This is a genomic window from Wenyingzhuangia gilva, from assembly GCF_030519655.1.
In the GTDB taxonomy this organism is placed as follows: domain Bacteria; phylum Bacteroidota; class Bacteroidia; order Flavobacteriales; family Flavobacteriaceae; genus Wenyingzhuangia; species Wenyingzhuangia gilva.
In genome coordinates this window covers 1058382-1073514 of sequence record NZ_JAUMIT010000001.1, presented here as the reverse complement: position 1 = coordinate 1073514, position 15133 = coordinate 1058382, and the positions used below count along the sequence as shown (strand labels likewise).

The 15133-nt window shown below is 32.3% G+C and carries 13 protein-coding genes and 1 tRNA gene; 4 read left to right on the top strand and 10 right to left on the bottom strand.

The genetic code is table 11. The features are described from left to right. Positions 1 to 153: 153 nt before the first annotated feature. Complete coding sequence (gene acs / locus QVZ41_RS04850) at positions 154 to 2049, top strand: acetate--CoA ligase (protein ID WP_302883416.1); 1896 nt, start codon at positions 154 to 156, stop codon at positions 2047 to 2049. Positions 2050 to 2108: 59 nt separating this feature from the next. Here acs and QVZ41_RS04845 read toward each other — a convergent pair whose 3' ends face one another. The 5 genes from QVZ41_RS04845 to QVZ41_RS04825 form a co-directional block, all read right to left on the bottom strand. Next, positions 2109 to 3131: a UDP-glucose--hexose-1-phosphate uridylyltransferase gene (locus QVZ41_RS04845; RefSeq protein WP_302883415.1), complete on the bottom strand. Its 1023-nt coding sequence runs from the start codon at positions 3129 to 3131 to the stop codon at positions 2109 to 2111. Between the two features lie 19 nt (positions 3132 to 3150). Then, positions 3151 to 4296 carry a galactokinase gene (gene galK / locus QVZ41_RS04840; protein ID WP_302883414.1) on the bottom strand — a complete coding sequence of 382 codons (1146 nt, stop codon included), beginning with the start codon at positions 4294 to 4296 and terminating at the stop codon, positions 3151 to 3153. A 72-nt stretch (positions 4297 to 4368) separates the two neighbouring features. Continuing rightward, positions 4369 to 5259: an aldose 1-epimerase gene (locus tag QVZ41_RS04835; RefSeq protein ID WP_302883413.1), complete on the bottom strand. Its 891-nt coding sequence runs from the start codon at positions 5257 to 5259 to the stop codon at positions 4369 to 4371. A gap of 10 nt (positions 5260 to 5269) precedes the next feature. Then, positions 5270 to 6268: a GntR family transcriptional regulator gene (locus QVZ41_RS04830; RefSeq protein WP_302883412.1), complete on the bottom strand. Its 999-nt coding sequence runs from the start codon at positions 6266 to 6268 to the stop codon at positions 5270 to 5272. 156 nt (positions 6269 to 6424) lie between these two features. Continuing rightward, positions 6425 to 6506, bottom strand: a tRNA-Leu gene (locus tag QVZ41_RS04825). Between the two features lie 112 nt (positions 6507 to 6618). On the opposite strand from QVZ41_RS04825, the gene QVZ41_RS04820 reads away from it, so the two are divergent. From QVZ41_RS04820 to pth, 3 genes are all read left to right on the top strand, one after another. Further along, positions 6619 to 7560 carry a ribose-phosphate pyrophosphokinase gene (locus tag QVZ41_RS04820; RefSeq protein ID WP_302883411.1) on the top strand — a complete coding sequence of 314 codons (942 nt, stop codon included), beginning with the start codon at positions 6619 to 6621 and terminating at the stop codon, positions 7558 to 7560. An 8-nt stretch (positions 7561 to 7568) separates the two neighbouring features. After that, on the top strand, positions 7569 to 8141 hold the full coding sequence (locus tag QVZ41_RS04815; RefSeq protein ID WP_302883410.1) for a 50S ribosomal protein L25/general stress protein Ctc: 573 nt from the start codon (positions 7569 to 7571) through the stop codon (positions 8139 to 8141). 87 nt (positions 8142 to 8228) lie between these two features. Continuing rightward, on the top strand, positions 8229 to 8864 hold the full coding sequence (gene pth, locus QVZ41_RS04810; RefSeq protein WP_302883409.1) for an aminoacyl-tRNA hydrolase: 636 nt from the start codon (positions 8229 to 8231) through the stop codon (positions 8862 to 8864). 76 nt (positions 8865 to 8940) lie between these two features. On the opposite strand, the gene QVZ41_RS04805 is transcribed toward pth, so the two are convergent. From QVZ41_RS04805 to QVZ41_RS04785, 5 genes are read right to left on the bottom strand one after another with little or no spacing between them, the layout of a single operon-like run. Next, the gene (locus tag QVZ41_RS04805) at positions 8941 to 9396 is read right to left on the bottom strand and encodes a 6-pyruvoyl trahydropterin synthase family protein (RefSeq protein WP_302883408.1); all 456 of its coding nucleotides are present in this window, start codon (positions 9394 to 9396) and stop codon (positions 8941 to 8943) included. Between the two features lies 1 nt (position 9397). Further along, positions 9398 to 10153, bottom strand: coding sequence for an enoyl-CoA hydratase/isomerase family protein (locus tag QVZ41_RS04800; protein WP_302883407.1), 756 nt, complete (start codon positions 10151 to 10153; stop codon positions 9398 to 9400). Between the two features lie 10 nt (positions 10154 to 10163). After that, on the bottom strand, positions 10164 to 11495 hold the full coding sequence (locus tag QVZ41_RS04795; protein WP_302883406.1) for an MATE family efflux transporter: 1332 nt from the start codon (positions 11493 to 11495) through the stop codon (positions 10164 to 10166). After that, positions 11482 to 12327, bottom strand: a complete 846-nt coding sequence (locus QVZ41_RS04790; RefSeq protein ID WP_302883405.1) for an alpha/beta hydrolase family protein — start codon at positions 12325 to 12327, stop codon at positions 11482 to 11484. Before QVZ41_RS04790 ends, QVZ41_RS04795 begins: the two co-directional genes overlap by 14 nt. Next, positions 12327 to 15080, bottom strand: a complete 2754-nt coding sequence (locus QVZ41_RS04785; RefSeq protein WP_302883404.1) for a PD-(D/E)XK nuclease family protein — start codon at positions 15078 to 15080, stop codon at positions 12327 to 12329. The genes QVZ41_RS04790 and QVZ41_RS04785 overlap by 1 nt, the downstream gene beginning before the upstream one ends. Between the last annotated feature and the right edge of the window lie 53 nt (positions 15081 to 15133).

Genomic DNA, 15133 nt, shown 5'->3' with positions numbered 1-15133 from the left:
ACGAATGTTTTTTACTTAGTTTTATTATCAACAAATTAGTTGATTATGTATAAAATTATGACGATAATACACAATACTGTGTAGTTTATATAAAAAAAGACGATAAAATTAAAAAAACCATTAATTTAGAGAACCGAAAAATAAATTATTAGAATGAAGATAAAATCTTACAGACAATACAAAGAAGACTATAAACAAAGTATCCAAAACCCAGAAGTATTTTGGGCAGACATTGCCAAACAATTTACATGGCGAAAAAAATGGGACAAAGTATTAGAAGCTGATTTTACAAAACCAGAAGTAAAATGGTTTGTTGGTGGGAAACTAAATATTACTGAAAACTGTTTAGACAGACATTTAGAAAAAAACGGTAACAAAACTGCAATTATATGGGAACCTAACAACCCAAAAGAAGAATCTAGACACATAACCTACAAACAATTATATCATAAAGTATCTGCTTTTGCCAATGTTTTAAAAAACAAAGGAATTGAAAAAGGAGATAGAGTTTGTTTGTACATGCCTATGATTCCCGAATTGGCAATAGCTATGTTGGCTTGTGCAAGAATTGGAGCCGTACATTCTATTGTATTTGCTGGGTTTTCGGCATCTGCCTTAGCTAGTAGAATCAACGATTCTAACTGTAAATTATTAATTACCGCAAATGAGGTTTACAGAGGTACAAAACCTATTAACCTAAAGGCTGTTTGCGATGAAGCCTTAGAGAATACCCCATGTGTAAAAGATGTAATTGTATATCGTAGAACTGTTGAACCAACAACAATGAAAGAAGGTAGAGATACTTTTTGGTTTGACGAGTTACAAAAAATAAAAGATGATTATTGTCCTGCTGTAGATATGGATTCAGAAGATATGTTATTCATTTTATACACCTCTGGTTCTACAGGAACGCCAAAAGGAATGGTTCACACTTGTGGTGGATATATGGTGGGAACTACCTATACTTTCCAAAACGTATTTCAAGCCAAAAAAGATGATGTATATTGGTGTACTGCAGATATTGGATGGATTACAGGGCATTCATATATTATTTATGGACCGTTAGCCTCTGGAGCAACTACTGTAATGTTTGAAGGAGTACCTTCATACCCAGACTATGGTCGCTTTTGGGAAATTATAGAAAAACTAAAAGTAACTCATTTCTACACGGCCCCTACCGCTATTAGAGCTCTTGAAAAACAACCTATTCATTTTGTTGAAAAACACAATTTAAATAGCCTTAAAGTATTAGGGTCTGTTGGAGAACCTATCAACGAAGAAGCTTGGCACTGGTACAATGACAATATTGGAAAAGGAACTTGTCCAATTGTAGATACTTGGTGGCAAACAGAAACTGGTGGAATTATGATTTCTGCCTTAGCAGGAATTACTCCTTTAAGACCAACTTTTGCAACGCAACCTTTACCAGGAGTACAACCTGTATTGTTAGATGAAAATGGAAAAGAAATTACCGAATCTCCTGCAGAAGGAAGTTTAGCTATTAAAGGAGCTTGGCCTTCTATGGCTAGAACTATTTACGGAAATCATCAACGATATAAAGAAACTTATTTCTCGGCGTTCCCAGGTAAATATTTCACAGGAGATGGAGCTTATCGTGATGCGATGGGAAACTATAGAATTACAGGTCGTATGGATGATGTGATTATTGTGTCTGGACACAACTTAGGAACTGCTCCTATTGAAAATGCCATTAACGAACACGAAGCTATTGTTGAATGCGCTATTGTTGGTTTCCCTCATGATATTAAAGGAAATGCATTATACGCATATGTAACAAAATACAATGATATAGCGACTGACGAAGATGTATTACGAAAAGAAATCAATCAAGTAATTACCAAGACCATTGGAGCGATTGCCAAATTAGATAAAATTCAATTTGTTAGCGGATTGCCAAAAACTCGTTCTGGGAAAATTATGAGAAGAATCTTAAGAAAAATAGCTTCTAACGATGCTGAAAACTTAGGCGATATTTCTACTTTATTAAATCCTGAAGTGGTTGAAGAAATAAAACAAAATGTACTTTAATTAAAACAAAAAAACCAACTCAATGAGTTGGTTTTTTTTTATAAATATACTTGCAAAAACTACAACAAATCTCTTAATCTTTGTGCAGCACCTTCGGCAGTAATATCACGCTGTGGCGTTCCAAACATTTCATAACCTACCATGAATTTTTTTACTGTTGCACTTCTTAACAATGGTGGATAAAAACTCATATGCCAATGCCAATGAGCATTATCTCCTCCATCGGTTGGTGCTTGATGAATTCCACTAGAATATGGGAAAGAAGTATTGAATAATTTATCGTACACTTTTGTCAATACAGAAATTGCTTCAGCATATAAAATAGCTTCCTCTTCTGTCATATCCAAAATACTATTTTGTTGATTTTTTGGAGCAATCATCGCTTCAAATGGCCAAACTGCCCAAAAAGGGATTAATACCACAAAAGCATCATTTTCAAAAATAATACGCTCTCTATCTCCGTTTAATTCTTGCTTTAAATAATCACCTAAAAGGCTAGATTTTTTATCAGAAAAGTATGCTTTTTGAGTAGCATCTTTTTTAGAAACTTCGTTTGGCAAACTAGACTGAGACCAAATTTGCCCGTGTGGATGTGGATTGCTACACCCCATTACCGCTCCTTTGTTTTCAAAAATTTGTACATATTTAATCGCATCATTTGCTCCGATTTCTTTATACTCTTTTTGCCAAGTGTTTACCACTTTTGTAATTCCAGGAACATCCATATCTGCCAAACTCTTTGAGTGGTCTGGACTAAAACAAATTACTTTACAAATACCCGTTTCACTTTCTGCTTGTAACAAACCATCGTTTACTTTAAAAGAGGGTGAATCACTTTGCAAAGCAGCAAAATCATTAGTAAAAACGTAGGTTCCTGTATATTTAGGATTTACATCACCACTAATTCTTGTGTTTCCTGCACATAAATAACAAGTCTCATCATACTCAGGTCTTTTTTCGTTATTTACTGCTTCGTTTTGACCTTGCCAAGGACGTTTAGATCTGTGTGGAGAAACCAACACCCATTCTCCTGTTAAGATATTAAACCTTTTATGTGAATAATCTTCTAAATGCTTATCCATGATATATTGTTTTTCTTGATTAAATTAATTTTGTTCCGTCAGACAATGCTACTTCGTATGGAGAACATTCATGACCGAATTTTTTGGTATACGCTTCGATGGCTGTTTTCTTAAAATCTTCAACAGCTGTTTTTTTGATTAAGTTGATAGTACAACCACCAAAACCACCCCCCATCATTCTTGCACCAAGAACATCTGAGTTTTCTTTTGCCAAGTCTACCAAAAAATCTAACTCATCACAACTCACTTTATATTGATGTTGTAATCCGTTATGAGAACCATAAATCAATTTCCCTAAACTTACCAAGTCATCACTTTTAATAGCGATGGCTGCAGCTTCTGCTCTTGCATTTTCTTGTACTACGTATAATACTTTTTGATAATCTGCTTCAGACAATTTTTCTTTAACTTTATCTAAATCAACAATCGTAGCATCTCTTAACGCTTCAATTCCTAACATTTCTGCTGTTTTTTCACAAACGGCACGTCTATCATTATAAGCACTATCAGACAATTTATGTTTTACATTGGTATTGAACAATAACAGTTGATAATCTTTAAAATCAATGGTAAAAGGCTCTGCTTGTGCCGTTCTACAATCTAACAACAAAGCACTATTTTTAATACCAAACATACTTGCGTATTGATCCATAATTCCACATTTTACGCCAACATAATTATGTTCGGCTGCTTGAGAAATTAAAATCATTTGGTATTTAGTCAAGTTTAAATTAAACAACTCATTAATTCCAAAAACCACACTATTTTCTAATGCTGCAGATGATGACATTCCAGCACCATCAGGAATATTTCCTGCAAAAACAATATCAAAATTCCCTACCGTTTTTCCTAATTTTTGAGTTTCGGCAACCACCCCAACTACATAGGCATGCCAGCTAGATAAATTTTCGGTATTTAAGTTATGAGTATCAAACTGAAAAGTTTCATCCATATCAATAGCAATTGCTGTAGATATATTGCTTTCACTTTTTTGAATAGCCGCTACAATCCCTTTATCAATCGCAGCAGGAAAAACAAATCCTGCATTATAATCGGTATGCTCTCCAATTAAGTTGATACGACCAGGTGAATAAATAAGCACAGGCTCTGATGTAAAATTTTTAGCAAAGCTTTCTGTTACTTTTTGAACTAATTTAGTATCCATATTTTATGAATTTAAACATGATTAACTACTTAACTATTGTTAAAAGTTAAGCTTGATTTATATTTTTATAAGCTACTCTACAGTAACTGTCCAATTGATTTCGTATTTATCAGCAGCCTTTAATTCTTTCAATCCTAATTTATTATTAAAGCTGTCTGAAATTCCAGTTACAGGCTCCAAAGCAATTACATTCTTTTTTGGAGGCGTGTACATTTGAAAGAAATTTTCATCCCCAGAAGCATCAATGGTCATTTTATATTTAGGCGTATTAAACATCACTTTGCTATCACCCAAAGCATAACAATTGTCTAATTGTTGGTCTTTAATTTCAATTGGCATTGTTGCCTTTTCTTCAATCACATTTTTAGTAATCATTCGTTCATCAAACTCTATGGTTTTAATTGTTGATAAATTTATGGTACTGTTGTATAAATCATCACTTAAAAAATAAGGATGCCATCCAATAGTAAATGGGAAAGAGTTAATATCATTATTATCTACCTCTACATTTAGATCAACACTATTAGCTGTTAAAGTAAATTTTAAGGCGATGGTATATAAATAAGGAAATGCTTTGTTTCTAGTTGAGGCTGTATAAACCATGGTAACAGAAGCATCTTCATCAGAAATTTCTGAATCTACTACCACAAAAGATTTGTTATAAACCAATCCGTGTAAAGCATTGTTGTTGTTTGCTTCATTGCAATCAAACTTATAATCTACTCCTTTGTAAGTATATTTTCCATCTTTAATTCTGTTTGCAAATGGAAATAAAATAGAAGAAGCATATGTGTTTTTATACTCCAACGGATGTAAGTCTACAATAACTGGTTGATTATTTAAAGTCAATGTTTCTAGTGCTCCACCCCTGTCCAAACAAATTTTTGCAGAAGAAATATGATCGTTCCCAACGATTTCAATATAGTTGAGTCCGTTTTCTTGTAATTTATTGATTTTATACACTGTAATAATTTTATAATGATTGTCTTAAAATAAGACGGTTTACATTTTCTACCTGTACTTGTTCTTTATAATTAATCATTTGAGCCAAACGTTTTCCCATTTGATTAAAATCTGTAGAAATAGTAGTAATTCCACCTTCTACAACTTCTTTAAGCAACGTTTCATTGTATGATATAATTCCTAAATCCTGAGAAATAACCAAGCCTTGTTCTCTAATTTTTTTAATAATGCTTATCAAGTTTTTATCATCAGGAATAATATAAGCTTCTCCTTTTTGCAAAACCCTATCTTGTAAAGAGTTGATCACTTTTCCTTTTATGTTTTTTTGATCACAAAAAAGCTGAAAACCTTTTAACATACCTTGCGGCTGAATTTTTTCATCAAACAACAAAACCAGCTTTTTATACTTTTTAATAAGGGGTAATCCTTTGATTAAATTAGTGTAAATGTCTTTTTCAAAATTTTGATAAATAGCCGCATAAGAAGAAAGTTCTGAATGCATTTGATCTAAAATATACACTTTCTCTTTAGGTAATTTTTCAATCACACGAGCCGTGTTTTCCATATTTGCAGGCATGATAATATAGGAGTTATAACTTCCTATATTATCGTAAATCAACTTACTAAATACAGTATGGTTAAAATGATGGAAATAAATATCAACATTTGTATGCTCTTCCAAATTGCTTAGAAATGAATTATACAACTCTTCTTTAAAACCATTCAATTCATCAAACAACAAAAAGACTTTTTTCTCTACTTCTATATTTTCTGATAAAACATAATAACCTTTACCAGCTATAGATTGAACAATTCCTCTTGTTTTTAATTCATTTAAAGCTGTTAACACAGTATCTCTGGAAACCTTATTTACTTTCTGAATATGACTAATAGATGGTAACTTATCTCCTTTTACCATCTCTTTTTTAGCAATAGCACTCTCTACAGACTTTATAATCTGCTTATATTTAGGCACTCCTATTTGTCTTTTTACGGGCTCAAGATTCATAAAGCAAATATAACAAAAACTAGTATGGACTAGTATGTTTTTACGGAAAATTTATTTTATGATTTCTAAATTAATAAATATGAAAAGATACATGATAAAAATAACCATATAAATAAGTAGCATAAAAAAAGCCCAACTCATTTGAGTTGGGCTTTGTACCTAGGGCGGGAATCGAACCCGCACTTCCGAGGAAACTGGATTTTGAATCCAGCGCGTCTACCAATTCCGCCACCTAGGCTTTTTATTGGTGCTGCAAATGTAAAAAAATATCGATGTATTCACACTAATCAAACGAAAAAAAATTTCTACTTTTGCCAAAAACTAAACCAACAACAACAACAATCACACAAATGTCTGTTAATCAATTAACTCCAAAAGTATTTGCTTGTTCCCAAAGCACTGAATTAGCACAAGCAATAGCTAAACATTACGGAACTGAACTAGGTGATTTAACCGTTTCTAGATTTAGCGATGGTGAATTTCAACCAGTAATTAATGAAACTGTTCGTGGGAGACGAGTTTTCATTATTGGTTCTACATTCCCTAATGCTGACAACTTAATGGAATTGTTACTAATTTTAGATGCTTGTAAAAGAGCCTCTGCTAAACACATTACAGCTGTAATTCCTTATTTTGGATATGCCCGCCAAGATAGAAAAGATCAACCCCGTGTTGCTATTGGTGCCAAAATGGTAGCCAACTTACTTGAAGCATCAGGTGCTACTCGTGTCATGACTATGGATTTACACGCAGGACAAATTCAAGGATTTTTTGAAAAACCAGTAGATCACTTATATGGTTCTACTATTTTCTTACCTTATTTAGAAAGCTTAAAATTAGACAACTTAACTATTGCTTCTCCTGATATGGGAGGTTCTAAAAGAGCTTATGCTTACGCAAAGTACTTAAACAGTAATGTTGTTATTTGTTACAAACAAAGAATTAAAGCCAATGAGGTTTCTCACATGGAATTAATTGGACAGGTAGAAGGTCAACATGTTGTATTAGTAGATGATATGGCTGATACTGCAGGAACTTTAACCAAAGCCGCAGATTTAATGATGGAAAGGGGAGCTTTAAGTGTTAGAGCGATTGTAACTCACTCTATCTTATCTGGAGATGCATATGAGAAAATAGAGAACTCAAAATTATGCGAATTTATTACTTCTGATACTATTCCATTAAAAAAGGAAAGTTCTAAAATAAAAGTATTATCTTGCGCTCCCTTATTTGCCGAGGTAATGGAGAAAGTTCAGAACTTCAAGTCAATTACGGATAAATTTATCATTTAATATATATTATGAAATCAATTACAATCAAAGGATCTCAAAGAGAAAGCGTAGGTAAGTCAGCGACTAAAGCCTTACGTAATGCTGGACAGGTACCTTGCGTTATATACGGAGGGGACAAAGTTTTACACTTTTCAGCAGATGAAAAACAATTTAAAAACTTAGTTTATACTCCAAACGTATATACTGCTAAGATTGAAGTAGAAGGTAAGTCTTACGAAGCTGTATTACAAGACATTCAGTTTCACCCAATTCACGACCGTATTTTACATGTAGATTTTTACCAATTACAAGCTGATAAAGAAATTGCTTTAAGCGTACCTGTAAAATTAGTTGGTAACTCTAAAGGGGTTATTGCTGGTGGAGCTTTACGTCAAAACTTAAGAAAAATCAAGGTAAAAGCAATTCCTGCTAACTTACCTGATTTTGTTGAAGCAAACATTACTGAATTACAAATTGGTAACAAATTATACGTTTCTAAATTAAGAAACGATCAATACCAAATCTTACATAACGACAACACTGTTGTTGCTCAAGTAAGAATGTCTCGTAACGCTGCTAAAGCTGCTGCAGAGGCTAAGTAATTTTTACTTAAAATATTTAAAGAGCGTTACTAGTTGTAACGCTCTTTTTTTATGCCATAGAATCTTATATTTGGTATAAAAAAAGAAATGACATTATTTTCTAAATGGTTTCAACCCAAACAAATTTCTAACGAGGATCCTATGAAAAAATTCTTAATAGTTGGTCTAGGTAATATTGGTCCAAAATATGAAAACACAAGACACAATATTGGTTTTAAAGTACTAGATGAATTGGCCAAACAACAAGAAACTTCTTTTACTACTGATAAACTGGGTGATGTAGCAGTGTTTAAGTTTAAAGGAAGAACCTTTATACTCCTTAAACCTTCTACTTACATGAACTTAAGCGGTAAATCGGTAAAATATTGGATGGAAAAAGAAAAAATTCCTCAAGAAAACATATTGGTTATTTCTGATGACCTAAATATTGATTTTGGAACCTTTAGGTTAAAAGCAAAAGGAAGTGCAGGTGGACACAATGGTTTAAAGGACATTAACGAAAAACTTGGAAACCAAAATTATGCTCGTTTTAGATTTGGAATTAGTGCGATGTTTGGAAAAGGAAGACAAGTAGATTATGTGCTTGGGGAGTGGGACAAGGATGAAATGAGATACTTTCCAGAATTATTAGACAAAGCTTCTAAATTAGTACTCTCATTTGGAACTGCCGGTATTGGAAATACAATGAATGAGTACAACGGAAAACAAGTTGAGGATCTATAGGTTTTTTGGTTGTTAGTTGTTTGTTGATAGTTTTAACAAACAATTCCAACAACAAACAACTACAAACCATTAACCATTACTCTTGATCACTTGCATACCATTCTGCAAAAGAACTACTCGTTTCTTGTAATTTTAAAGAATGTAATTGTATGTGGTTAGGAAGTCTATTTTTAATCTTTTCTGCAAAGTCTAAAATCATCATCTCACTGGTAGGTTGATAGTCTACCAAAATAACATTATGCCCCCTGTCTTGTAGCTCTTTTGCCAACTCAACATGAGGCGTATTTTTGTTAAAAACTGTTGCATGATCAAACACATCTTCTACCTCTGACTTTACAATTTCTTTTAAATCTGTAAAATCAATCACCATTCCGTTCTTAACATGATTAGGATCTTGAATAGGCGTACCGATTACTGTTACATATAATTTATAACTATGTCCGTGTACATTTCTACATTTTCCATCATATCCGTGTAAAGCGTGACCTGTTTCAAAATCAAACTTTTTTGTAATCCTAATCTTTCTATTCATCTTACTTTCTTTTAAATTGAGTTAAAGCTTTATTCGTTTCATCAGACAACACCAATTTTCCACTAACAGCAGCTCTTTCTTTTAATAAAATATCCCATTGCTCTGTACCTTTCCAAAATGTTTTTTTCATGGCAGATAAGGCTTGTGGACTATAACTCACCAATTGTTTTAAAAATTTATCTAAACTATAATTTAATTCTGACAACGTTGCATCTACCTCATGATACAATCCAACTTGTTGTGCCCATTTTGCAGTTTTCCATGTAGTCGCATTAAGAGATAGTATTGCCATATTCGTCAATCCTATTTTTCTTGTTACTGCAGGTTCTATCACAAAAGGACCGATACCGATACTTAATTCAGACAACTTAATCGCTGCTGTTTCGGTAGCAAAAACATAATCACTAGCAGCAGCGATGCCTACACCACCACCAACGGTTTTACCTTGAACTGAAGTCACCACAATTTTACCACAAGTTCTAATCGCATTGATGACATTGGCAAACCCCATAAAGAATTTTGTTCCGTTTTCTAAATCTTCAATGGCCAACAATTCATCAAAAGAAGCTCCTGCACAAAACACATTAGTCCCTGCACTTTTTAAGTGAATGACACTTATTCCATCATTCTCTCCCCAACCTTTTATAGCGGTAGTTAATTGTGCTAATTGTTCACTTGCAAGCGAATTACTAGCTGGACTAAAAAATTCTATTTCTGCTACTTTATCTTTTATCGTAGTCTTTACATATGGTTCCATATCAACAATTTTATTCAAGGTTCAATTTAAGAAGTTTCACAAACTTTATACGTAAAATTACAGCTCTTAATAACATCCATACCAAAAAGGCAATCCAAATCCCCAACATTTTAAATTCTAAATAATCTAAGATAACCAATGTGGGCACAAAACCTAAAAAAGTTGCCTTTAACAAAGTATTTCTTAAGGTAACTGCTTCGGCCATCCCTTTAAAAACATCATCATATACAAATGCAATTGCGTTTAGTGGCTGCATCAACAAAACCATCCAAAAGAAGGAGTTAAAAGTAGTAATTACTTCTTTATCTTTTGTAAATATAGATCCGATATAAGAATAAGTACAACTAAAAATGACAAGCAACAACAAAGCTACTCCTAAAGCATATTTGGTGATGGTTTTTACCAACAGAGATAAATCTTTATAATTATTTTCACCTTTTAACTTCCCCGACACAATAGCGGATACACTTGCATAACCGTCCATAAAAAAGGCAAAAAACAACCATATTTGAAAAGCAATGGTGAATGCTGCTATATAATTAGACCCATATTTTGTAGCGTAAGCATTGGCCATGACCAAACTAGTGTTTAATGCGATGGTTCTGACCAACATATTTAAACTAATATTGATGGTTCTTTTGAGTTCTGGATGTACATTAAAAATAATTTTGAGTCTAAAAGGTGTTTTTACAATCAATAAAATCAAAGCAAAAACAAACATGACCAACTGTGAAATCACACTTGCCCAAGCAGCCCCTTCTACATGCATGGCAGGAATTACATCTTGAATTCCATAAACCAAAACCACATCTAACACAATATTTAAAATAGCTCCGGTAGCACTAACAACCATGGGCCAAAAAGTGTTTTGAAGCCCTCTAAAAATAGAAAATACAGAAACAATAAATAACAACAAAGGAAAGCCTAGAGCTCTAATTCTGTAATAGGAAACTGTATAATCTAACACCAAATTATCGGCATTATAAAGCTGAAAAATTGACACCGTTAAAACATAGGTAATTGCATAAACTAAAAAACCCAAAATCATGTTAATTCCAATCATTTGAGCAGGCAAACCCATAATTTTATCTAATTGATTTTTACCTAAATATTCTGCCACCAAAGCTGCAATAGCCACTTTACTTTGAGTAAAAATCCATCCTAATGTAGCAATAAAAGAACCTGCTAAACCTACCGCTGCCAAAGCTTCGGTTGCATTAATAGAAACATTTCCTACAATAGCAGTATCTGTTAAAGATAAAATAGGCTCTATTACACCAGAAACAATGGCTGGAACCGCAATACTGTTGATGTATTTAAAAGAAAATTTACGATTGCTCATTGATAAAAGCTATAGATTTTTGAACCACTTGTTGTAAATCTTTTGGCATTTCTTTATCTGTATAAGGTTGACTACATCCTAAAGCATGGTTCATGTTTTCTATCCAAATCAACTCGCTTTTAGGATTCCAATCTTTTACATTTTTAGATTCCATTGGTTTTACCACTACATCGGCAGTACCATGAATTAATAAATGATTTGCTTTTAAATTTTTTACAGCTTTTTTAATATTCAATCTTTCTTTGTTCTGAATAAAATCATTGTAAAAAGAAATGTAATGAGGCATTTTTTGCTTGGTTCTGGCATTTTTAATGTAGGCTACCCCTCTTAATTTCCACCAAAACAATTTGGCTCCCGTAGGAAATCTCATTTCAAAATCTGAAACACCTGCCCAAGAAATTATATTTTTTACTCGATGATCTTCATTAGCTTTTAGCGTTACAATTCCGCCTCCTCTAGAATGCCCAATAAGAGTAATATTGCTAATGTCTATTTCATCAGAAAAAGCTGGATTATTAGTTATTTCATCAATAATTGATTGTAAATCATCTAATTCTTTGGTTAAAGTATTTTGTCCAAAAGCTTTTAAATCCGGAAAATCTATAGGCTGTTCAACCGTTCCTCCATTATGAGAAAAACTAAATTTCGCAAAAAAGAAACCTTGCTTAGCAAATTCAGTCGCCATTAAATTCCATGCTCCCCAATCTTTATATCCTTTGTATCCGTGACAAAAAATAACCACTGGTTTTTGCACCTTGTTTTTAGTGTAATGAAAATCAGTTAAAATAGGTTTTTGGTGTTTTCCCGAGATTTGGATATTCTTTTGAACCATTACGCTTCTTGTTTATAGGGGTTTTCTAAATTCTCTACAAAAGTAAGTTTGTTATCTAAAATTTCATCAATTAAAGCGAATAAACTCTGTTTAAACTCTTCTAAATATGCTTTTGTAACTCTATAATCTTTCCCAAAATTATTACTAGAAAAATTCATACTTAAAAATCCCTGTTTAAAGTTTTTAAAAGAATAAATTCCTGTTTGCAGTTCGTTTGTTTCTAAATCAAAATTTTGAACTTGGGTGTACAAGAACACATACATCATGACTTGTACAATTTTATGGTATTTAAAATCTGTGATTGCCAAACTTAAATCTCCTAATTTTAAATCTGTAGATTTTACCATACCTGTTTTGTAATCTACAATTCTCCTAACACCATCTACCTCATCAACTCTATCTATTTTTCCTTTTAAATTGATTTGGTGCCCATTTGGAGTAGTAACTGCTATGTTATATTCTCGTTCTAAGTCTTTAACTATAATTTGTCTTCCCGCTTTGATCTCTGACAATTCTTTGTTTAAAAAATTCAATACAAATTGTTCTGCCACCTCACTAATCAACTTATTTTTACCAGTGTTGATGTCTCCATCTTTAAAATATTCTTTGAACTTAGATTGCACCATCGCTTTTGCCTCAGATTTCATCTTTTTTAAATCCTCGGTTATTAATATTTTACCAACGTAATCTTTATACAAAAACTCTAAAGAATCGTGCACAACCGTTCCTAACGTATTACTAGCTACTTCCTCTTCTACTTTATCCGTTTCTTTAATTTTTAAAACAATTTTATTGTAAAAAGACAAAGGATCATTGATGTACTCAGTAATTCTACTTGGCGATGCTCCCTTTTTAAAATAAGCCTGTAACAACGCCATCACTCTTGGCGTTTTTTCAACCTCAACTGCATCAGTATTTGTACTACAAATATTAGCTACAATATTTCTATGCGTTACATCTTCTTCCTTATCAATCATTAATTGTGTTAAAAATCTACTCATTTCGCCACCTCCAAAATCATCTGATTTGGTGTTGTACAATAAATAAATATTTTCTGCTCTTTGAATCAATCTATAAAAGTGATAAGAGAAAATCGCATCTTTTGCCAAATAAGTCGGCATGTTAAATTGTTTTTTTACCTCAAAAGAAATAAAAGAACGTTCGCTTCCTCCTGTTGGCAAAACCCCTTCATTTACTGAAGTGATGATGACATTTTTAAAATCTAAACAACGAGTTTCTAACATTCCCATTAACTGCATCCCCTCCAAAGCTTCTCCTCTAAAATCGATACTTTCTAAAGGCAATATTTTCTTGAAAATTTTATACAGTACTTTTATATTGTTAATGTATTTGTACTCTAAATTTAGAGTATAAATTTCCTGAAAAACTTTTCTAAACCCTTCTACATACAACAATTCAATTCCTTCTAACTTATCATTTAAATGATTGATGAACTGAATGATGCTGTTAATAAAAACAGTAATATTTTGGACAGACTCAAACAAATCTGTCATCTTAATATCTAAATCCGCAGCGATAAAAAAAGTCTGAATTTGCTCTTTTGTAACAAATACCAAATTATTCTGATTGATGGTTTTAATCACTTTTTCACTATTACTATTAGTGATTTTTGAGATATATGGATGTCTTAAAAATGATAAAATATCTTTGTAATAAAAAGCATCTTTTCCTAATTTTTCTTTGTTCAAATGCAACTCAAAAATAGATTGAAACAGACCCGACAAGGGAATATTACTCAATTGATATCCCATGGTAATATTTACCTTGTTTACCGATGGAGGAATGGAGTTTAATACCACTGGTAAAATGGTTTCTTCTGCCAATACTAAAGCAGTGTCTTTTGGAACCAATTCTTTTTCCAAAAAAGTAGTTACCGATTTTATTCCTGTAACATTCAAAGGACTTCCTAAAATCTGAATGTTCTTTTTTTCTCCAAAATGGTTATTTACCCAATTTTTTCTACCCTCTTTTTGCAAACAATCCCATTCCTTAAAAAACTTTCTCATAAAAGTTCCTGCCTCATGCTCACTATTGATATAATAGTCATCGGCATCCCAATAAATATGATTTTGTTCTAAAGACAAAAAACTTTTAAAAATTTCTTCCTCTGCTTTATTCAGGGCATTAAAACCTATAAAATGAAAATCATTTTGTTGATGAGCCTTTAAATAATCTTGATGATTTTTATAAGCTTGTTTGTACACCAATCCTTGATAACCTGCTTTTTTATGAATCAAAACTTTATTTAATTCTTGATAATACAGATACAAATCTCCGACAAAACTCATATAATTTTTAACAGTATCTGTGACCTCGTCTTTAGACGGAGACCAATCTTTTATTTTTTGAATATCTGTTAAGTATGAAAAGATTTCAGAAGCATTCACCAAGTGTCTATCAATCTCATTAAAATCTTGAATCACAATAGTTGCCCAACCGATAAATCTTTCAAAAGTATCTGCCTCAGCTTTTTGATTTTCTTGCTTATAAATTTTAAAAAACTCAAACAACAATGAAACCTGATCCATGGTTTCTAAACCAGAAATTTCTTTGATGAAATTTTCAATACTGATTATTTTAGGCAAAAAAGATACACTTCCTTTTAATGCTTCTTTAAAAGCGTTTTTTAAGTATATACCAGCACGTTCACTAGGAACTACACAAACTGTATTCTTATAATTTTGGGTAGTGTTTACAATGGCTAAAGCCGTTTCTTGTAAAAATGTTTTCATAAAGTAAAATCAAAAAAAGCCGTTCCTTAAAGGAACGGCTTTTTAAAGTATTA

Excerpts from the sequence above, each read along its gene's own strand:
- acs (WP_302883416.1), top strand. The coding sequence starts at position 154 with ATGAAGATAAAATCTTACAGACAATACAAAGAAGACTATAAACAAAGT.
- QVZ41_RS04845 (WP_302883415.1), bottom strand. The coding sequence starts at position 3,131 with ATGGATAAGCATTTAGAAGATTATTCACATAAAAGGTTTAATATCTTA.
- galK (WP_302883414.1), bottom strand. The coding sequence starts at position 4,296 with ATGGATACTAAATTAGTTCAAAAAGTAACAGAAAGCTTTGCTAAAAAT.
- QVZ41_RS04830 (WP_302883412.1), bottom strand. The coding sequence starts at position 6,268 with ATGAATCTTGAGCCCGTAAAAAGACAAATAGGAGTGCCTAAATATAAG.
- QVZ41_RS04820 (WP_302883411.1), top strand. The coding sequence starts at position 6,619 with ATGTCTGTTAATCAATTAACTCCAAAAGTATTTGCTTGTTCCCAAAGC.
- QVZ41_RS04815 (WP_302883410.1), top strand. The coding sequence starts at position 7,569 with ATGAAATCAATTACAATCAAAGGATCTCAAAGAGAAAGCGTAGGTAAG.
- pth (WP_302883409.1), top strand. The coding sequence starts at position 8,229 with ATGACATTATTTTCTAAATGGTTTCAACCCAAACAAATTTCTAACGAG.
- QVZ41_RS04805 (WP_302883408.1), bottom strand. The coding sequence starts at position 9,396 with ATGAATAGAAAGATTAGGATTACAAAAAAGTTTGATTTTGAAACAGGT.
- QVZ41_RS04800 (WP_302883407.1), bottom strand. The coding sequence starts at position 10,153 with ATGGAACCATATGTAAAGACTACGATAAAAGATAAAGTAGCAGAAATA.
- QVZ41_RS04795 (WP_302883406.1), bottom strand. The coding sequence starts at position 11,495 with ATGAGCAATCGTAAATTTTCTTTTAAATACATCAACAGTATTGCGGTT.
- QVZ41_RS04790 (WP_302883405.1), bottom strand. The coding sequence starts at position 12,327 with ATGGTTCAAAAGAATATCCAAATCTCGGGAAAACACCAAAAACCTATT.
- QVZ41_RS04785 (WP_302883404.1), bottom strand. The coding sequence starts at position 15,080 with ATGAAAACATTTTTACAAGAAACGGCTTTAGCCATTGTAAACACTACC.